A 20,940-nucleotide genomic window follows, 5' to 3' on the forward strand; every position below is an offset into this window, starting at 1 on the left:
CGCATCGCTTGCGCTACAAGATCTCATCCGAGACGCTGATCTCCAAGAATTCACTTAGCCTTCACTCTAATCAATTCAACAAATATCATCCATATGTTTCTTCCACTTAAATCGGGTATGCATTAATTCGACTCAAAACCTTTACAACCATCGACTGCTAACGCCATTGCTAAAGTGTAGAATGTGCGACGTGCTCCAGCACAGTTTGGAGATTCTTTATCAGTAGTAGTTAGGTCTGTAGCCGAGCTAACAGTTCCATCTGTATTTGAAGCATCTGCTAATATATCTAAGCGAGCTAAATCCCAAAGACCTGAACGACCGTGTGATGGGAAGGCATTTTGACCATGTAATGCTCGACCAACTTCAAGCTGGAGTTTAATTGCTTCCCCGATTTTATTAATACTTGTAAATCCTTGACCTGCGAATCCAGGATAAACATTGAACAATCCGACCATGGCTTGATTGATCCCCTCACCCTTATTAGGTATTTGCCATGGATTTTTAATCAACTCGGATGAACCTAACATTGCGTTTTCTGGAATGTACATACCCCAATATTTAGCTTGGCTAAACGAATTATTTATTAAAGTATTTTTAATAATTGAATAGTTTGTAAATATATCTTGGTAAGTATTAATCATCTGAACTACCATAATTCCAGAATCTGAATCAGAATTTGGAACAAGATTGTACCATGATGATACTGTTGGATTTTCAATCAAGCTTGCAAAGATTTGTAAGAATGTTATTGCAAATGTATTATATGCCGGAGAATCAAATCGAGATCGCAGCATATTATTCGTTAAGTTTACTTCGGAATATCCATGAACCGGCAGAACTCTTTTAGCAGTTAATGCATCGTTAAATGGCTCTTGTTGGAAGCACCCTTTAGCATCATTAGCAACTAACGTATTGGAACCCCAATGAGTATAGCTAAGAACATCTCTGATTGCATTTTTCAAGTTATATGCAGGATTTAATGAAGCCCCAGTTTTATTCACTTTTACATCATAAACATGTGCCGCCATCCATAATGCAATTGTATTTAGCGATTCGTTAAGAATAAATCGCTCGTTTTTAGTGTTGAAATAGGAATGGTGATCTATATAATCTCTATCACTTGTTCCTGGTTGAATACCAGCAAAAGAAACTTGTCCTGAGCTATCAAGAACTGTTGGCATCTCTAAGTATTTTTTTTGAGGATCTGTGGATATATCTGCTGTAGTTATCCAGTATCCTATTTGACCCGAATATGGTCCAGTAGCAAAACGGTACGCTTTTTCTGAGTCATTATATGTCCAAGCAGACGGAGTCCGATGATACATTAAAGAATAGTTTTCTTTAGAACTTAATACTTCATTAGCAAAATAGTCTCGGTATCGATCTAACAACTCATCCACATTAGAAAGTGATACATCGCTTTGAGACTCATCTAACTTTTTAAGCATCGCTACACCAAGATAAATAAAGCCTGCTAATGGATTGATTGACGGGAAATTATAAGTTCTTTTCAAAAGTTTAGGAATAACAGCATTAACCACTTCTTTGTAAACTGCATCACGCTCTCCAACCAATGCCTTTTGTTGAGCGAACTGGGCACAGAACATCATTAATTGCCCAACACCTTGTTGATAGGTTGACGCATCATTTGTACCATTTAATAAATGATTTTGGAAAAATTTCCGCACTCGTGGATATCGACCTTTATCCTTCTTATAAGGATGGTTTACAGATACCTGCTCGTTAGACAGTAAAAAAGCTTCAGTAAAGGCTTGAGCCTCTTGTAAGGGTGTAAATGTAGTCAATTGATTCACTCCTAATTTTGTATTTTTAACTTACAAACATAAAAGTGAATGATATTTTCAAAAATAAACCAATTTATTATAAAAAAGAAGATGTACCAAAGTTGAAAAAACTATTGGTACATCTTCTCTTTTATTTGTATAGCTTCTGCAAAGCATCTGCCATTTTTGGACGAATTGTTACTTGTGGACGGGCTTTCTTTACCGCCCCTTCCGCTTCCTCTAGAGAATTGGCCATGCCAAGCTCCATTAATACAGCAGTGGCAGCCACTCCTGCGCGACCTCCCCCGCTTCCGCAATGGAAGTACACTTTTTGTCCATTCTCATAGGCAGAAACAATTTCTTTCGCAACTTTTTCAATTGATGGTGCAACTTCTATGTACTCATCTGCAATTGGCATATGCTTGTACTCATCTGCAATTGGCATATGCTTGTACGCATATGAAGCCGCTTCTTGCTCCTCTTTAGATAAGCCATTTACTCGAACATCAATCACGATATCAACCGTTTCTTGTTCAAAAGCTAAATCTGCATCTTTTGCACCGCCAAAGAATAATCGATCCTTCACTAATACATCGTAATTTTTCTCCATTGTATGCACGCTCCAAACGACTATTTAAGTAAATGTTTAATATCATCATAAAATGGAAGAGCTGTTAATGCCCCTGCTTTAGTAGCTGCTAAAGCACCCAGCTTATTGCCAAAGCTTACACAACGAACAAGTTCCTCTTCTGTTGTAGGTAAACCATTGTAATGAACATCGCGTAATACACCAGCCATAAATGCATCTCCAGCACCTGTAGTATCTACTGGCACAACCTTTTCTGTCGGTACATGGATAACCTCACCATTTAATACCGCAAATGTGCCATTTTCCCCTACTGTTACTAAAATAATGGGCACTAAATAGCTGTTTAATTGCTCAATGCCCTCTTCCAAGCTAGTTGTTTCTGTAAGGAAAAATAATTCTTCATCAGTAACCTTTAAAATATCTACGTGCTCAAAAAATGACGTGATCGTTTCACGGCAAACCTGCTCACTGCTCCAGCGTAGAGGGCGAATATTCGCGTCCATTGCGATAATTGCCCCTTTTTCCTTTGCCATCTCTACAGCAGCACGTGTAGTATCAAGGGCTGTAGGATGGAACATTGTACCTGAGCACACAGTTAAAGCAGATGCATGTTTAAAAGCTGCTTCATTTAATTGTGTTGCTTCTACTTGTAAATCTGGCGTCTCATCGACATAATCCTTAAAAATTCGCTCACATGCTTCCGTTAAATGTACATAGACACCGCTAACACGCTTCGCAGGGTTAAATACCGCATAATCCAGGCTGACCCCTTCTTGTGCAAGGCCATCTCGAACAAACTGAGATCCTTCGTCATCTCCTGTGATTGTAATTAACGCAGATGGAGCACCGATACGGCTAATTCCCGCAGCAACATTTACTGTTGCACCACCCATATATTTAGTAAAAGATGTATTTGTTACATCATCAGCGATATAGTCAATAAAAGCATCCCCATAAACTAAAATATAATCCTTATCTTCCTTTGTCATTGTTGTCCTCCCGAAACTCTAGTCATTATAGATTAACATGAAAATTGATGTCGTATAAAGTTTTAAACTTTCGGAAAAATAATCAATTATGCCTTGGCACAAAGCACTCCCTTCCGATTCCAAGACATTCGCCGGAGACTTTAACTTCTTACGGCAAGTATTTGGCACCCCGAAAGAAGTTAATGATGCCATCAAAATATCCCCATTTACTCAAAAACTTGAGTCATCCCCTATCTTTGTTATACTTGCCTATAGAAAGGTAGGGATTTTGACAATGAGTATTACAATTCGACAAGCGCAACCACAGGATGCCCATGCCGTTGTACCATTAATTATTGATGCGATTGGTGATATTGCCAACCGTTTAACAGGTGAACAAACAGCGAAAGCCGTTGAACAAGAACTTACTGTACTATTTAAGCGTGAGGACAATCGACATTCCTATTTAAATACTTTTGTTGCTGCCCTGAATGAACAAGTATTAGGAATTCTTGTTTTTTATAATGGTGTCGAAGCCATTCATATGGATGCAAATCTCGTAAAATGGCTTGAAGAAAAAAATGCGCCATCCATCATCATCGATAAAGAGGCTCATGAAGATGAATATTATATTGATACTATTTGTGTAGCACCAGAAGCTCGTGGTAAAGGAATAGGAACATTATTACTGCAATTTGCCATAGAGGAAACAGAAAAACGAGGCTATTCAAAATTATCATTAAATGTTGAAACGGAAAAAGAGGACGCTCGTCGCCTTTATGAACGCATGGGCTTTGTCATTACAGAGCCATGGTCCATAATCGATGAACCATTTCATCATATGGTGAAGCAATTTTAGGAAGTGAAAAAAAAACATGAAGAAAAATTTATTTTATCCTCTTTTAATTGTCATCGCTTCTAGTAGCTACGGTGTACTATCGACAATTGTCAAAGTAGCTATGCAGCATGGCTTTACAACAGGAGAGGCAGTATCGAGTCAATATATTATTGGCTTTATGCTTGTTGCAACAATTTTTATAGTAACACAAAGACAATTACCGAAGCTCTCTAAAAAGGGACTGCTTATTTTGGTGTGCGCCGGGATATTTACCGGAACTACAGGAATTATATACGGCGAATCATTAAAGTATCTACCAGCCTCTCTTGCAGTAGTAATGCTCTTCCAATTCACGTGGATTGGCTTATTAATAGATTGTGCCCTTCATAAACGCTTACCAAGTCGGACTGAAGTGATTTCCATCATTGTATTATTTGCTGGAACGATTTTAGCCGCTGGCGTACTAAATGTAGATTTGAGCGATATTCCTATTCAAGGTTGGCTATTAGGTTTTGCTGCTGCCTTTACTTTTGCTTGCTTTATTCAATTTAACTCTCGTCACGTGGAAGGTATTACAACGACCTCACGCGTGTTGATTGTTTCCTTTGTCGCTCTTATCATGATTAGTATTTTCCTAAACCCTGAAGTTCTTTGGAACGGCAAATTATTCGCCGGGGGGTTATGGAAATTCGGACTAGCACTAGGTCTCTTTGGTATTATTTTGCCAATTTATTTATTCTCTATAGCTGTTCCGAAAGTGGGCGGAGCTCTTGCCTCTATTTTAAGTGCTATGGAGTTGCCCGTTGCCGTAACCGTTTCTGTTATTGTTCTCCATGAGCCATTAACTTCTTTACAAATAGCGGGTATTATTTTAGTTATTTTAGGTATGATGTTACCGACAATACTTTCGCAGCGACGACAAAAGGGAAAATCTTTAGAGCCTGTCAGTAAGTAAATACTTTAATCTACATTAGTTAGGGAGATGGATCATTTTTTTGATCCATCTCCTTTAATTTCTGTATGAACTACTAGGTAATGAAAACGGCAAATTTAATTACAGCGAGTAGTGCAGCAATATATCTACTCGCCCAGTGTGATGCACCGACTCGCTTAAAAAATTTTGAGGATTCCTATTCTCTCCTTGATAGAGAGCGGATCACAACTGAACCCCTAGAATCATGATTTAGGGATCCCTTTCAAAATCAATTGTTCACTTACATTTTCGATATTCTATCCTCAAAACTCTTATACTTGAAATCTTAGCTAAGATAATATAATTATAATTTTTTAATTATTCTAACATTAATGTGCGGTCTATGGATTATACTAATAGTATGTAAGTTTTTCACTATTGGGGAGGGGGAAGATTATGCAGAAAACACGTATTTTCGGTTTTTTACTTGTGCTGATGCTTCTTGTCTTAGCTGCTTGTAGTAGTGACAAGGCTACTACAAAAGATAGCGACAAAACGTCCAGTTCTGAAAAGACCGATGTAGCAGCTAAGCCATCTGGAAAGCTTGTTATTTATACAGGGCGCGATGAAGAAATGGTGCAAAAAGTAATCGATCAGTTTAATGAAAAGTACCCGGACATTGAAGTGGAATTTTTAACGATGGGCGCACAGCAAATTTTAGAACGCCTACGTGGCGAAAAAGCAAATCCTCAGGCTGATTTTTGGTGGGGCGGTACGCAATCTGCACTAACTGTCGGTGCCAATGAAGGTTTACTTCAAGCTTGGAAGCCTAGTTTTAACGACTCCATTGATGCAGCTTATAAAGATGCGGATGGTCGTTGGTTTGGTGAAATGTTACTGCCAGAAGTTATTATGATTAATAGCGATGTGTTAAAGAAAGAAACAGGTCCACAAGATTGGGATGAATTATTAGATCCAAAGTGGAAAGATAAAATTTTAATTCGTGGTGTGTTAGCATCTGGGACGATGCGTACTATTTATTCATCTATGATTTTACGTCAAGGTGCAGATACACCTGAGAAAGGCTATGATTGGTTATTAAAATTAGATGCCAACACGAAGGAATATACACAAGATCCGAATGCACTTTATTTAAAGATGACAAGACAAGAAGGCAGTGTTTCTTTATGGAATTTGCAAGATATTTTATTAAAGAAATATACGACTGATTATCCGTTTGATTATATTTATCCGAAAAGTGGTGCACCGATTTTAGTTGATGGTGTTGCTGTTGTTAACAATGCTAAAAACTTAGAAAATGCAAAGCTCTTCGTAGAGTTCTTATTTGAAAAAGAAATGGTGACTCAACTAGCAAACGATTACTATCAAATTCCTACTCGCTCAGATATCGATAAAGCTTCAATGCCTGAGTGGTATAAAGAATTAGACTTAAAAACTTTTGATATAGACTGGACACTCATGTCTGATAAAGAAGCAGAATGGATGGAGTATTGGGATAACAATATTAAAGGACGCGGAAAAAAGTGACCGATTATTAAAGATTTTTGACCTCAAAAACACCTACGAATATTGCGCATATTTTTAAGCCTCGAGTATATGTTTGCTCGAGGCTTCATGTAACTAATTTTTTAACGAGAAAGGAGCATTTCAGTTGAAAAGTGTCAAAATAAAAAATGTCTCTAAGAAATTCGGTCACATTCATGGCGTAAAAAATTTAGATCTTCATATTAAAGCTGGTGAATTTTTCACCTTCCTCGGCCCAAGTGGTTGTGGGAAAACGACTACACTAAGAATGATAGCCGGCTTTTATTACCCAACAGAAGGGAAAATTCTTTTTGATGATTTTGATGTGACAAGGCTTCAACCTAATAAACGGAATATCGGTATGGTGTTTCAAAATTATGCCCTCTTTCCACATATGACGGTAGATGAAAATATCGCCTTTGGATTACAAGTAAGAAAATTTTCGAAGTCGGAAATCAAACAAAAGGTCGACCGTATTAGAGGGCTTGTTCATTTATCGCAATATGGGAATCGGAAAATTAATGAATTATCTGGTGGTCAGCAGCAACGGGTTGCATTGGCAAGAGCACTTGTAATAGAGCCCGATATTTTATTGTTAGACGAGCCATTGTCGAATTTAGATGCTAAATTACGCGAAGAAACGCGCGTAGAAATAAAACGTATTCAATCCGAGCTTGGTGTTACAACCATCTATGTTACGCATGATCAAATGGAGGCTATGTCCATGTCAGATCGGATCATGGTCATGGAAAATGGGAACGTCAGACAAATCGGTACTCCTCAAGAAATTTATAATCGACCTTCTAACCGCTTCGTCGCAGATTTTATTGGTGAGACAAACTTAATTGAGGCGACAATTGATGCTGTTAATGGTGACGATATACAAGTAAAAACGGCAAGTGGACTTGTTTTGACTGGGCGAAAGCAACAGAGCTCCCCCACTTTAACGCATATGATTGGAGACAAAGTATTTATTTCTATTCGCCCTGAATCCATTAATCAAGGTACTGGTGAAAACACATTAACAGGTAAAATCACTTTTGTTGAATTTACAGGAATAAGTGTGAACTACATTGTAGAATGTCTAGATTTTTCACTAAAAGTAATGATTATCAATATGAACGGTCAACTTAAAAAAATTGGTGAAGACATCACCTTAAATATAGCCCAAGATTCACTGTATTTTTTGGGAGAATAGGAGGGTAACAACATGGAGAAAACACACCTCAATCCTTCTGAAGGAAATGCATGGACACGACTATCTAGCTCAAATTGGTTTGTCTATATTTTAGTTGCACCTTTATTTTTAGTGTTGTTTGCCTATGTAGTATACCCGTTCTATCAAACTTTTACAGAAAGCTTTTCTGGTGATGATGCACTATCTAATTATAAAAATTTTTTTAATATAGCTAGCCCAGCAAATATAGAAGCATTATGGACTAGTATTTATATATCCGTTATCAGTGTTATTTGCTGTGCAATCGTCGGTGTAACTATGGCATTTTTACTGGAACGCTATGATTTCCCAGGCAGACGGATACTCTCTGTTTTAGTATTGGTACCCATGGCTCTACCGCCGCTAGTAGGTGTGCTGTCCTTTACATTTTTGTATGGAGAGAGTGGGATTTTCCCACGTGCGTTTCAGCACCTATTCGGTTTACAGCAAGTTCCATTTTCATTAAAAGGCATATGGGGGGTTATCGTCGTACATACATTCACTATGTACACTTACTTCTACTTAACCGCCTCGGCAGCTATAAAAGGTCTTGATCCAGCTTTAGAAGAAGCCGCAACTGGTTTAGGTGCTGGGCGTGTACGAATATGGACAAAGGTTATTCTGCCCATGTTAACACCCTCGATTGTTGCCTCATCCCTACTCGTATTTATGATTTCTATGGCATCCTATACTGCACCTTTAATGTTCGGTGTTGAACGTACGATGACCATGCAAATCTATTTATCACGCACGAATGGGAATTTAAATATGGCAGCGACACAATCTATGATTTTATCCTTTGTGTCCATTACCTTTTTAATTATTATGCGCTGGTATCAAAACCGCAGAAATTACCAAAATCTTAGCAAAGGTATTAGTGTTCATCGATCCGAAGTGTCTTCAAGAGGCATGAAAGTTATGGCGACTATTGCGTCTTTCATAGGTACATTAATTTTAATTTTGCCGATTTTAGTGCTTATATTAATTTCATTTTCCGTTGATGGTGCATGGAAAACGCAAATTCTCCCAACAGATTATACATTAGATCATTATTATGCTCTTTTTACAGATGAACGGACGTGGCGGCCGATTTGGAATTCTGTTCAAATGGGGATTGTTGCCACGCTCGGCAATATCATTTTCGGTGTTGCTGCAGCCTATGCTATGGTGCGCTTAAATTTTAAAGGTAAAACATTACTCGATATTTTAATCATGGTTCCTTGGGCATTGCCGGGTACGGTTGTAGCTGTCAATTTGATCGCAGCCTTTAGTACGGAAAATATATTCTCTTTTAATCAAGTTCTTATCGGGACATTTTGGATTTTGCCGTTAGCTTATTTTATTAGACATTTACCCCTTGTTTTCCGATCGACATCTGCATCACTTGTGCAATTAGATCAATCTATCGAAGAAGCATCACGAAGTTTAGGTGCAACATGGTGGTATTCATTTAGACGTATTGTACTACCACTTACATTTACGGGCATTTTGGCGGGTACATTACTAGCACTTGTTCAAAGCTTCGGCGAATTCGTAGCGTCTATTCTTCTTTACAGTACGTCAACGATCCCATTATCAGTGGCGATATTTCAAAAATTGTATTCTTTTAAATTTGGTACTGCTTGTGCATACGGTGTCTTACAAATTTGTTTAATTTTAATTGTATTGATTATTTCCGAGAAGTTATCTAAAGGCAGTGCTGGTTCGGCCATATAACTGCTAATCTACTAGGAGGCAATAACTATGTTTGAAGATTTCCGCAACAAGACCCAGCGAGAAGATGGGATGATCTTCCCTTCCAATATTTATCGTAAAATTGTCTTGCAACCGGCTTACGATGAAGCCAAGAAAAACTTTTTAACAATTATGTTGCAAATCAATATTGCACACTTAAAAATGTTAGAAGAACAGGGTCTAGTTAAACAAGAAGAAGCTAAAGAAATTGGTACTGCTTTAAAAAAACTAGACTTGAACTATTATCGTATAGAGGATTACAGCCCGCGATATGAGGATTTGTTTTTCCGCATCGAAAATAAATTAATAGAGCTTGCTGGTGATGTTGCAGGGAATCTTCACATTGGTAGAAGTCGTAATGATATGGGCATTGCCATCTATCGCATGACTTTAAGAAAAAAATTGTTATTGCTTATGCAAGAATTACTGACATTACGAGATGATTTAATCGCAGCGGCTGAGGAGCACGTTGATACGATTATGATTGGCTATACACATACGCAGCAAGCACAGCCAACAACCTTTGCGCATTATTTGAAAGCTGTCATCGATCAACTTGAACGAGATTTTGAACGTTTACAGCATGTCTATAAAACGGTGAATCGCAGTAGTATGGGGGCCGCGGCATTAACGACAACAGGTTTCAATATTAGTCGAGAGCGCATGTGTGAGTTATTGGCATTCGATGATATTATCGAAAATGCGTGGGATGCTGTTGCTGGAGCAGATTATATTGCGGAGGCAGCAAGTATCGTGCAACTTGCGGCACTTAATCTTGGCCGCACATCCCAAGATTTCTTACTTTGGGCTACACAGGAATTCAATGCGTTTACGCTAGCAAGCCCGTACGTGCAAGTTAGCTCTATCATGCCACAAAAGCGCAATCCTGTTTCGATAGAGCATACACGTTCATTGCTATCAGCGGTTGTTGGTGATGCTAGTACAGTATTACAAATGGTACATAATACACCTTTTGGAGATATCGTAGACACAGAGGATGATATGCAACCTTATTTATGGCGCGCGATCGACCGTTTAATAGGTATTTACAAACTATTTGGTTCACTTGTTGTCACGATGGATGTAAACAAGAAAAAACTAAGAAATCGAGCAGAAAATAGCTTTGCCAATGTGACAGAGCTCGCAGATACGTTTGTACGCTCTGAAGGGATTTCCTTTCGCCAAGCACATAGTATTGTTAGTAAATGTATTAAAGTATTGCTCTCTCATGGGGAGGAATCTCTAGCAAGTCTTACATGGGGTCTTGCCAATACACAATCTAAATTAATTACTGGTAAGCCATTAAAAATTTCTGAGGAAGATTTTTATAACACGTTAAAACCAGAAACTTTCGTTGGTGTACGTACATTACTTGGTGGTCCAGCGCCCGCAACGATGAAAGAATCTCTTGAACGCTCCAAGGCCAATACTCATAACCTTAAAGAGTGGGTTAGTTTGAAAGAGTCTAAAATTGTTGAGGCAGAAAAACAATTAACATTAATTTTCGAGGAATGGAATCAATGATGGAATGGCTACTTATTATTGACGGTGGTGCTACAAAAACGGCATGTGCGCTCGTACATGCCGAGTCAGGTGAAATAAAATATACAACATCAAGCAGTGGCTCGAATTATCAAGCGATCGGTGCTACAGCTGCTACAGAAATATTGCAAGCATTATTAGCAAATGTGCAAGGTTTTTTACAACAGCAAGATGACTTAACTATTGCTGTTGCTACCTTTGCAATGGCTGGGATTGATTCTGCCAAAGATCATGAAGCCGTATCAGCAATCGTTCATAGTGCACTATCTACATTACAGCTAAAGATAGATACGCTTATTATAGAAAATGATGCACAAGCTACTTTACTTGGCGTTACTGCTGGACAGGCAGGCGCATTACTTATTGCTGGAACCGGAGCTATTGCGTACGCATATGATGGTACACAAATCGTACGTGCAGGTGGTTGGGGGCATCGTGCAGGAGATGAAGGCAGTGGCTATTGGTTAGGACAAGAAATTATACGCGCCATTTTCCGCATGGAAGACGGGCGTGGTGAGCCGACCATATTGAAAAGTGCCGTCTATGATTACTTACGGATTCAAGATGTTACAGAGCTAGCTTCTTGGCTATTCCGTCCATCCTACACAAACGCGCAGCTTGCAAAAATGAGTGCATTTTTGGCAGGGGCTGTGACCAAAAAGGATTCATGCGCTATTCAAATATCAATGCGTGCTGCTCATGAATTAGTACTCCTTGCATGCGCTGTGGTGAAAAAAATTGATTATAAGGGCGAAGCATTCAACCTTTATTGTAATGGTGGTGCCATAAAGCATAATCCATTAATTTTTAAAACTTTTTCACAGGAAATGAAATCGATGTATCCTGAAATTGAGATTTCTTTATGTCAGCATCAACCTATCCATTATCTTATAGAGCGAACAAAAAAAGCCTATGACAGTTTGTAATGTCATAGGCTCTTCATGTTGTTGAAAACTATTATATTCAATGACAACAAGGTGTCTATTTAAACAAAGTACTACTCTTCTGCAAAACGAGGGGTTAATTTCCGTTCCGACTGGACGCTTTGTAGCTGCCGCTTCGCTTTCGCACAGAAAAAACATTTGTAGCTGCCGCTTCGCTTTTGCTACAGAGCAAAGCTTCCTGGGCGCGTCCGATGAGCCTTTTCACTCGCGTTCTCGCTCTAGCATATCATCTGTGACGCTAATCCCCAAGGAGTCGTCCAATCAACCACTTCACATACCGTGTATCTTCTGGCATGACACTCATATCTTTTTATTGATCAAGTTAAAGCGCCATTTTTTTCAGTTCATTTGTCGTGAAATATAAATAGTTGTCCTGCACAAATAAATCCTTCGTTTCTTCCCTATTTAATACTTTTTCGCCGCTTCCATCCGGGCGAATCTTTGTTAAATACGCTCCTTGTGAATAATTACTAAAATATAGCCAGCCATCTGCATAAACGATGTACTGTGCACGTGATTTAGTGACACGTTTCGATTTACCAGTTTGTAAATCAAGCACGTACAACTTATTATCATCAGCAACATTACTATAAAATATTTGTTGCCCTACTTGTGCAGCGAAATCTACATTATGAAAGTAGCTATACATTGTACTCGTTGCTTTCGGGTAGTCTTTAGCAATCCATGTATGATCCTTTGCCATCGTGCGATCATCCACTAAAAAGTATTGATAGCGAACCGCCCCTTTACGATCAGGCACCGGGTCATTCCATGTTGTATCAAGGTGATACCATCGACCATCCAGCTTTACTAAATTCCAAGCATGTCCTTCCTGTCCGACATAGCCTATGATATATTTCGTTTCTATACCTAGCTTTTGTAACATCGAATGAGCCAACAACGCATAGCCCTGACAAACGCCACCATGCTCTGCAAGCACTGTATATGCGCTATGTGGACTAGAATTCGTTTGATCCGTATAAGCGGTGTTAGCGACGATATAATCATTGACAGCCCTAACCTTCTCTACATCACTTAATGATTTCTTATTGATTGAGGCTACAATCTCTTGCACATTCATTTCAACAAATGATGCCTGTTCTGGTGTCATTAAATAACTTTGCTCTCCAAAGATTTTGGCTGTTTTTCTTCCATATTCAAAACGAATTGAATGCTTACTAATATGTCCATATACATAATCATCTCGTTTTATAGCATTTTCATAGGCTTCTTCCACTAACTGTTCAATTCGTTGTGTATCGCCTTTATATTGAATCTCAAACGTAGGTGAAAAACTACTATAGTACGCATACATCGCATCAGCCATTTCCTTTGCATTTGTTACAACTAACTTTGCCTCAGGTTTTTTAGCTACAGGAGCTGTAACGGCTCCTCCTTCTGGCTTTTCTTCTATAGGTGTGGCCGTTTCAATGGAGGTATTCTCTGAAAGTTTAGCAGTAACATCTATGATTTTGTCCTTTGTTGAAAGAAGCACCGTTTCTATTTCATCATTATTTGCCCACGTTATTACTTGTTGTACAACTGCTTTACCAGCCGTATAAATGGGGTCAATAAAAATAATTAAAATTACAATAATGGCTAATTTTTTCCACAAAATCCTCACCTCCAACCGTTTTCCTGTTTTCATTATATACAAAAAAAGCACAAAGGACTCACTCGGAAGTCCTTTTGTGCTGTCATTTTATAAATAGAAAAGAATATTTGAAGTTTATTTTATTTTAAGCTTCTGTTCTTTGCCATTAACATTATAAACTAAATAATTATCATTAATTCTTAAATCAGAAACTACTTGCTTCACGAGCACCTCAGTTTTTAATGTTTTAAGATTTAATTTTGTTAAATAGCCACTGTTACTGTAATCACTGAAATATAAAAAGTTATCCGCTCCTGTAATATACAAAGCACGTTTATCAATGACCTTTGTTTTGTTACCACTTGCTAAATCCAGCGTATACAATTTATCTTTGTCTGCCGTATTGCTAAAGTACAGCGTATTATTAACCTGATATGCAAAATGAACATTTTGCATATAGTTATATTTTGTACTTGTTGCAGCAGGATAATTTGATGCTATCCATTTATGATCTTTCTTTAGCTGTGCATCCGTTACTAAAAAATAATCATACGAAGAAGCACCGAAACGATTTGGTAATGGATCATTCCATGTTGTATCTAAATGATACCAGTTACCATCAATCTTCACTAAATTCCATGCATGTGCCTCGTTATTATTAACAGTACCAACAACATATTTTACATCGAATCCAGCTTGTTCTAACATTTTGTAAGCTGTTAACGCGTAGCCCTGACATACAGCTTGTCCTTCCATTAACAATGCATAAGCACTATGAGGACTAGCCTTTGTTTTAGTACCATATGTAGTATTTGACACAATATAATCATTAATCGCTTTTACTTTTTCGAATTCTGTTTTCATTGAAGGCTTAATAATCGTTTTTAATAGTTGATCAACCTTTTTTTGTACAGCCGCTTCTTGCGTTTGGTTTGTCAAATATTTCACTTTAAATGTCACATTACCCATTGAGTCTGCTGAAATAGCCGTACTCTCCATATGACCACTCGCATAGACTGCTTGTTCCTGTGCTTTTTCAAAGGACTTCATAAAATTCTTTTTGAAATCAGTCATTGATCCACTATATGTAATTTTAATTTCAGGAGCGAAATTATTTAATTGCTTTACGATTTCTGTTGTGAATTGATCCCAAGTTGTTACTTTATTATCAGCTACTACATTATAAGCAAACACAGAGGAAGTATTTACTGAGCGAGCGTCTGCATGTTGAGCATAGGCTGCTGTTGGACTTAACATCAGTAATGCTGCTCCGCTTATCAACCATTTCTTCACAATAAATCACCTTCCATTTGTTATATTCTTGTAATTAGAATAACAGAGAAAGGAACTACAAATCTATCGGCCAAGTTCACTATCCATGACTTTTAACTAAATGCGCAACTCGTAATCATTAGGTATAAATACCTTGAAATAAAATATAAGTATCGAATTGAACTATATTTTTGTAACAAAATAAAAACTCACCTGTTTTAAAGTGAGTTTTATGATGATCTTTTTTATAAGATAGGCTTCCCTTTATTTAACGGCTTTTCACCACTAAATTAACTGCTTCTTGAATAGCTTCATTCATTTTCTCGCCATCACCTTCAGCATTTTGTACACATTCTAAAAGATTCGTACTAACAATAACACCAACTGTACGATCTACTGCTGAGCGTACTGCCGATAATTGAGTAATGACTGCCTTACAGTCCTTTTCTTCTTCCATCATTTTTAAAATTCCACGTAGCTGACCTTCCATCCGTTTCACACGATTTTTCACTTGATCTGAATATTCCATCATCATAGCTCTCCTTCTTTCTATACTTGCTACGTTCTTGAGTAATTTTTATCCTAGCATATTACTTTACCTATAGTGATTTTCTCTTGGATTTAAATAATTCATAAGCATTTTAGCAATAATTGATCTTGCATTTGTTATTTCATCATACTGGATCACTGTATTTTTCTTTATTCGTAACTGACCAATCTCTACTTCGAAAATTGGACACTTTCTTTTAATTGCTGCAACCAACATATTAGTGTCGTAGTCATATCGTTCACCTTTTACTTTCATCAGCCACGGAAGCTCTTTTTTAGAAATAAAGCGTAAACCAGTTTGTGTATCCATCAGTTTTCTATGATAAAGGATTTCAAAAAACAAACTTGTTGTTCGATTAGCCCAATATGATAAAAACGTACTGTCCGAGGAATGGAAATTGCGTACGCCTAACACAATTCCTTCAGAAAATACCTTTGTCATTGTTAAAACTAGCTTCACATCCTGTAAAGTATGTTGGCTATGAGCACCTACTGTTATAACACCTTGAAACATCCCCCTTTGCTCCATTACATAGGCAAAGGCTGTTTTTAGTGCGCCTCCCTTACCAATATTGTGGTCATGCTCTAGTACTTGACAGCCGTCAATCTTTTGTAATTCTTCAAATACATTTGCATATTTTTGGTCGCTACCATCATTGACAATAATAACTTGACTAATAGTAGTGGCTAATAATTGGTGGACATAGGTTATAAGTGACTGTTGTGGATTATAGGCTGGTATAATGGCTGCAATATTTTTCATCATTTCTATCCCCCGGATAATATGAAACTTAGGCATATGCACTCTCTAATAATCGTTATTGAATTTCAACAAATCTCCTTATAACAAATAGTATCATGTATCGACGACAATTCAACAATAACGGTATTTTCCCGATATATGAAAAAAGAGGCTATCATCGTAATGTATTGTTGATTTCCGTCCCGACAGCAACAGCACGGTATTGGTCACGAGGGCGTTATCTAGGATGTGATGTAGCCTTTGTTCCTCTATCGCTAATCCTCAAAAGTTCAACCAGTCGGAACAGAAATCAACTAATAACAAATTAAATATCCAGATTTTTAGTGAAGAGCATACAAAGAAGAATATTACGAAAGAGGTGATTGCTATCGTTGTACAATATGAAATCCTCCAAGATCAATGTAAGAAGTTAAAAGCTTTGTGCTTAGTGAAATTGGCTAAAAATTTACAGGAGGCTAGCTCGCTCGCCATTGCAAAGCCAGCTCTATCTCTTCAAAAATCACTCCTAGTACTGGAGGAAGTTTTATATGAACTTTATAAGCTGGAAATGCATACCGAACCGAAGCTAAAAAATAGACGATCATTACTCAATAATCGTAGCTTTGTTACCAAAATTCATCCACGTCGCATTTATTTATTAATGAATCTTGTAAGCAAAATGACTACTAGTAATAGAAGTGAAGTTGTGGAGGCAAAGGCAGCAAAAATTGTTTTAGATTATATAAGTGATATTGTCGAATGGTTTATCGAACGCTATGACCGTACCTTCAAAACAAAGTTGATGCGGCAAAGCTCCCGTTTTGAAGATATAACTTCAGCTTTTGATATAAATACGCTACTTCAAGATGACCAATCAACCGAGGCTTATAAAACAGCTGCAGACTGGTTTGAGCTTGCCGCAAAACAAGGGAATGCAAGTGCTCAATATAATCTAGGCGCTCTTTATAATCAAGGGCGTGGTGTAAAGAAAGATTATGCAGTAGCAAAAATGTGGTATGAACGGGCCGCTGCGCAAAATGATGCAAACGCACTTTATAGCTTAGGCGTGTTCTATCATTTAGGTCACGGTGTTATCCAAAATTATGAAGAAGCCGCTCACTATTATAAAGCGGCTGCAGATTTAGATAACGCAGATGCGCAGTACAATCTAGGAGTCCTATACAATCAAGGACTCGGTATGCCACTAAACTTTTCCGAGGCAGCAAAATGGTACATGCTAGCAGCCAATTCAGGAAATACAAGCGCTCAAAATAATCTTGGATTCCTTTATCACAATGGGACTGGTGTTGAGCAAAGCTATGAGGAAGCTATAACCTATTTTGAAATGGCTGCATTAGCAGGTGATGCTAGTGCTCAATATAATCTTGGCTATATGTACCTTAAAGGTCGTGGCATCTCGCAAAATTTTGAAGAAGCTGCGCAATGGTTCCATTTAGCTGCACTTCAAGACCATACAAATGCAGAATTTCAATTGGCTATGCTATATAACACTGGACAAGGTATTCCTTATGATCGCCTAGAGGCTATAAAATGGTTTAAGCTTGCAGCACATAAAGGACACTTGAATGCCCAATACTGTCTCGGTGTGCTCTATGTTAAAGAAAACGATATAACTTTAGCTAAAAAGTGGTTACAGCTAGCCGCAAGCAACGGACATATAAGTGCGGGCTTTGAGCTTGGACGTATATATATATACCACCTTCAGCAACCAGAGGAAGCTCTCCCTTACTTCAAAGCGGCTGCTGAAAAGGGTTATGCTGATGCTCAGTACGAGCTCGGATTAGTATATGAAGCTGAATTGAATTATGATGAAGCAGTAAAATGGTGGAGGGCCGCTACTGATCAATCCCATATTCAGTCTGAATATCAATTAGGGTTATTATATGAGCACGGATTAGGGGTCGAGCAGGACCTAGAGGAGGCACGACGCTGCTATCGACTCGCTGCAACCCAAGGACATGCCGGTGCTCAATATCAGCTCGGTAATTTATTTGATAAGGGTAAAGGTGTCGAACAGGATTATACTGAGGCTGCGAAATGGGTTGAACAAGCTGCCGCTAAGGGACATGCCAAAGCACAATATCAATTGGCTCAAATGCACAGTCATGGGCAAGGGGTACCAAAGGATTTTGCGAAGGCCGCCCAGCTGTATCGACTCGCTGCCAATCAAGGGCATCAAAAAGCACAATTCCAGCTTGGTATGCTTTACAAAAAAGGACACGGTGTTGCACAGGATTATACGGAGGCAACAAAATGGCTTAAGAAGTCCCTTGAAAATATTAAATAAAGGACTCATTAGCTTAACGTAGGGTTAATTTCCGTATAACGAGCCAAACAAAGCTGTTCTTCATAAAAAATACCGTGTCACTCTTATTAAAGATGATGACGCGGTATATTATTTAGTTCTTCTTTTCTTCTTTTTAATCTACCATAAATGTTACAACGTTGAATAAAGCAAAGCAGTTGTCCCACCTACGATAAAGAAAATCATTGTAAATTTAGAACCACATGCCTAGCGTTAAGGCAAAAATTGCAGCAAGACGAATAAGGCGTATACTCCATTTTTGATCCAAACGATACCCTAAGCTGTTCAACTTATTTAGCAGTTTATCTTGTAAACATAAACTTTACAGGAACTACTCATTACAGTTTAGGTAAGTGGACACGCACCTTCGTACCGGAATTTATAACACTGTCCATATGAACCGTTCCTCCATGTAGCTCAGCAATTTGCTTCACGATGGCTAGTCCAAGCCCAGTACCTTGCTTTGTTCTGGACGCATCTACTCGATAAAAGCGATCAAATACCTTTTGTAGCTGCTCGGCAGTCATTCCTATGCCGCTATCCTCAATAAGCACTTCAACTGAGGTTGAAGATTGTTGTATGTGAATATGAATTTCTCCACCTTCGACATTGTATTTAATGGCATTTGTCAATAAATTATCCCACACATTTTGTAATAACCCCGCATCGCCATCATATGTTACTGGTTCAAGCTGATACGATAATTGTACATTAGCGTCTTCAAGCTGCCAGCGATATTTTCTTACGGTTTCCTTTAATTGCTCATCTAAACGATAAGGCTCACACTTTAACAGCCTTGTAGATTGATCGAGTGATGTTAGTAATAGTAATTGCTTCGTTAATGTCGACATACGCTTCGTTTCTAGCTCAATAATCGTTGTATATTCCTGCCTCTCCTTGTCGGTCAGCAAGGGATTCTTTAGTAAATCTACATAGCCTTGAATATTCAACAATGGTGACTGAAAATCATGTGATACATTACTGATAAACTCTTTACGTATTCGATCATTTTCCTGTAATTTTTCTGTCATAACATTAAAGCTAACCGCTAATTGTCCAATCTCATCTGCTCGATCTATATCTAGTAGCGTATCGAATTTTTCATGTGCAAGCTGATGTGTTGCCTCTGTTAGTTTTGTAATAGGGCGAATTAGAGCCTTCGCAAAAAGTAGCATTGCCAATAGACTAAGTACTGTCATCGTAAGCATAAGTCCACCAAGTATCGTATGCACTTCAGAGAACAACAAGCGAATATCAGGTCTAATGAACAGTGCATACTGCTTATTTTCATAACTAAACGGCACACCTATCGTATTAATTAACTCATTCGCAAAAAAGCCTGTCACAAAAGTCTCTTTTGGAAAATCGCGCATACCATGATAAATTTCCCCGTTTAAAACACGCTTGACTGTATTTGATGGTAATGTTTTATCACGATACTCACCGCCGAAGAAATGCCCTTCGCCATCAGTTGTTACATAAATTTGATAGCCTATTTCACCAAGAGTCGTTAAATAATTATCTAAATCATTAGGCTTTGAAGACTCAATGTATTTTGCAATATCCTGCGCGATTTTCACATTTTTAGCATCGTTTTTTTCCTTCACAACTTGATGATAATACGTATTTGTCGCTAAAAAGCCGATACATAAGCTGCCAATCATAACGAGCATCGTCGTGACAACAAATCTACTATATAACGTTTTTATCATGTACTAACCTCAAGCTTATAGCCAACACCACGCACTGTTGTAATTTCAACATCTGATTTATAACGATGAAGACGTTCACGAATCCGCTTCACATGTGTATTTAAAGTCTGCTCATCTCCATCGTAATCATAGCCCCACACCTGCTCCATTATAAAGCTACGTGTAAACACCTGATTCGGGCGAGATGCTAGTAATGCCAATAGTTCAAATTCCTTTAAAGGTAGAACAAGTGTATCTTCCCCAATGACAACCTCAAAGCTTCGACGATCAATAACGAGTCTACCCACCTGAATGGTCACCTGATTTTTCTTATCGAATCTACGCAATATCGCGGCTATGCGAAACAGCAATTCTTTAGGTTCAAAAGGCTTTACAACATAGTCGTCTGAGCCTGCCAAAAACCCTCGCTCTTTGTCCTCAAGCTCGCCTTTTGCTGTTAATAACAATACGGGGATATCGTACTCCTGGCTCAATGTCTCGGTTAATGTAAAACCATCCATTCCTGGCATCATAACATCTACAACTGCCAAATCAGGCAATTTTCCTTCAAGTAGTTTAAGAGCCTGGTGTCCGTTTTCCGCCTGTATCACCTGATAGCCCTCTCTTGTTAGATAAATATTTACTAGCTGTAAAATATGTCCATCATCATCTACAACAAGAATTTTCATTCAG

Annotated in this window: 17 protein-coding genes; 8 read left to right on the forward strand and 9 right to left on the reverse strand. The window is 38.1% G+C overall.

Annotated features, from left to right (window positions below):
• Positions 1-122: 122 nt before the first annotated feature.
• The 3 genes from ACIQ7N_RS15790 to ACIQ7N_RS15800 form a co-directional block, all read right to left on the reverse strand.
• Positions 123-1,805, reverse strand: a complete 1,683-nt coding sequence (locus ACIQ7N_RS15790) for a hypothetical protein (protein WP_402933700.1) — start codon at positions 1,803-1,805, stop codon at positions 123-125.
• Between the two features lie 130 nt (positions 1,806-1,935).
• On the reverse strand, positions 1,936-2,394 hold the full coding sequence (locus ACIQ7N_RS15795; RefSeq protein WP_402933701.1) for a protein-tyrosine phosphatase family protein: 459 nt from the start codon (positions 2,392-2,394) through the stop codon (positions 1,936-1,938).
• A 20-nt stretch (positions 2,395-2,414) separates the two neighbouring features.
• Positions 2,415-3,362: a carbohydrate kinase family protein gene (locus ACIQ7N_RS15800; protein WP_132363625.1), complete on the reverse strand. Its 948-nt coding sequence runs from the start codon at positions 3,360-3,362 to the stop codon at positions 2,415-2,417.
• Positions 3,363-3,636: 274 nt separating this feature from the next.
• On the opposite strand from ACIQ7N_RS15800, the gene ACIQ7N_RS15805 reads away from it, so the two are divergent.
• From ACIQ7N_RS15805 to ACIQ7N_RS15835, 7 genes are all read left to right on the forward strand, one after another.
• On the forward strand, positions 3,637-4,200 hold the full coding sequence (locus tag ACIQ7N_RS15805) for a GNAT family N-acetyltransferase (protein ID WP_402933703.1): 564 nt from the start codon (positions 3,637-3,639) through the stop codon (positions 4,198-4,200).
• A gap of 16 nt (positions 4,201-4,216) precedes the next feature.
• The gene (locus tag ACIQ7N_RS15810) at positions 4,217-5,134 is read left to right on the forward strand and encodes an EamA family transporter (protein ID WP_402933705.1); all 918 of its coding nucleotides are present in this window, start codon (positions 4,217-4,219) and stop codon (positions 5,132-5,134) included.
• A gap of 414 nt (positions 5,135-5,548) precedes the next feature.
• The gene (locus tag ACIQ7N_RS15815; RefSeq protein WP_402933707.1) at positions 5,549-6,640 is read left to right on the forward strand and encodes an extracellular solute-binding protein; all 1,092 of its coding nucleotides are present in this window, start codon (positions 5,549-5,551) and stop codon (positions 6,638-6,640) included.
• Positions 6,641-6,764: 124 nt separating this feature from the next.
• Positions 6,765-7,835, forward strand: coding sequence for an ABC transporter ATP-binding protein (locus ACIQ7N_RS15820; RefSeq protein WP_402933710.1), 1,071 nt, complete (start codon positions 6,765-6,767; stop codon positions 7,833-7,835).
• A 12-nt stretch (positions 7,836-7,847) separates the two neighbouring features.
• Entirely contained in the window at positions 7,848-9,569 is a 1,722-nt protein-coding gene (locus ACIQ7N_RS15825; RefSeq protein WP_402933713.1) for an ABC transporter permease, read from the forward strand.
• Between the two features lie 27 nt (positions 9,570-9,596).
• Positions 9,597-11,111, forward strand: a complete 1,515-nt coding sequence (gene argH / locus ACIQ7N_RS15830; RefSeq protein WP_402933716.1) for an argininosuccinate lyase — start codon at positions 9,597-9,599, stop codon at positions 11,109-11,111.
• Positions 11,108-12,055: an N-acetylglucosamine kinase gene (locus tag ACIQ7N_RS15835; protein ID WP_402933718.1), complete on the forward strand. Its 948-nt coding sequence runs from the start codon at positions 11,108-11,110 to the stop codon at positions 12,053-12,055. Before argH ends, ACIQ7N_RS15835 begins: the two co-directional genes overlap by 4 nt.
• A 340-nt stretch (positions 12,056-12,395) precedes the next feature.
• Here the strand turns inward: ACIQ7N_RS15835 and ACIQ7N_RS15840 are convergent, their stop codons facing one another.
• The 4 genes from ACIQ7N_RS15840 to ACIQ7N_RS15855 form a co-directional block, all read right to left on the reverse strand.
• Positions 12,396-13,688, reverse strand: coding sequence for a transglutaminase domain-containing protein (locus tag ACIQ7N_RS15840; RefSeq protein ID WP_402933720.1), 1,293 nt, complete (start codon positions 13,686-13,688; stop codon positions 12,396-12,398).
• Between the two features lie 114 nt (positions 13,689-13,802).
• Positions 13,803-14,960 carry a transglutaminase domain-containing protein gene (locus ACIQ7N_RS15845; protein ID WP_402933723.1) on the reverse strand — a complete coding sequence of 386 codons (1,158 nt, stop codon included), beginning with the start codon at positions 14,958-14,960 and terminating at the stop codon, positions 13,803-13,805.
• Between the two features lie 247 nt (positions 14,961-15,207).
• Positions 15,208-15,468: a metal-sensitive transcriptional regulator gene (locus tag ACIQ7N_RS15850; RefSeq protein WP_004233098.1), complete on the reverse strand. Its 261-nt coding sequence runs from the start codon at positions 15,466-15,468 to the stop codon at positions 15,208-15,210.
• Between the two features lie 66 nt (positions 15,469-15,534).
• Positions 15,535-16,254 carry a glycosyltransferase family 2 protein gene (locus tag ACIQ7N_RS15855; RefSeq protein ID WP_402933726.1) on the reverse strand — a complete coding sequence of 240 codons (720 nt, stop codon included), beginning with the start codon at positions 16,252-16,254 and terminating at the stop codon, positions 15,535-15,537.
• 424 nt (positions 16,255-16,678) lie between these two features.
• On the opposite strand from ACIQ7N_RS15855, the gene ACIQ7N_RS15860 reads away from it, so the two are divergent.
• Positions 16,679-18,538, forward strand: coding sequence for a tetratricopeptide repeat protein (locus ACIQ7N_RS15860; RefSeq protein ID WP_402933744.1), 1,860 nt, complete (start codon positions 16,679-16,681; stop codon positions 18,536-18,538).
• 356 nt (positions 18,539-18,894) lie between these two features.
• Here ACIQ7N_RS15860 and ACIQ7N_RS15865 read toward each other — a convergent pair whose 3' ends face one another.
• Both ACIQ7N_RS15865 and ACIQ7N_RS15870 read right to left on the reverse strand, forming a co-directional pair.
• Positions 18,895-20,265 (reverse strand): sensor histidine kinase, encoded by a 1,371-nt coding sequence (locus ACIQ7N_RS15865; RefSeq protein WP_402933747.1) that lies wholly within the window; start codon positions 20,263-20,265, stop codon positions 18,895-18,897.
• Entirely contained in the window at positions 20,265-20,936 is a 672-nt protein-coding gene (locus ACIQ7N_RS15870) for a response regulator transcription factor (protein WP_402933729.1), read from the reverse strand. The genes ACIQ7N_RS15865 and ACIQ7N_RS15870 overlap by 1 nt, the downstream gene beginning before the upstream one ends.
• Between the last annotated feature and the right edge of the window lie 4 nt (positions 20,937-20,940).

The sequence above is a fragment of the Lysinibacillus sp. NPDC095746 genome (assembly GCF_044763535.1).
GTDB lineage: Bacteria > Bacillota > Bacilli > Bacillales_A > Planococcaceae > Lysinibacillus.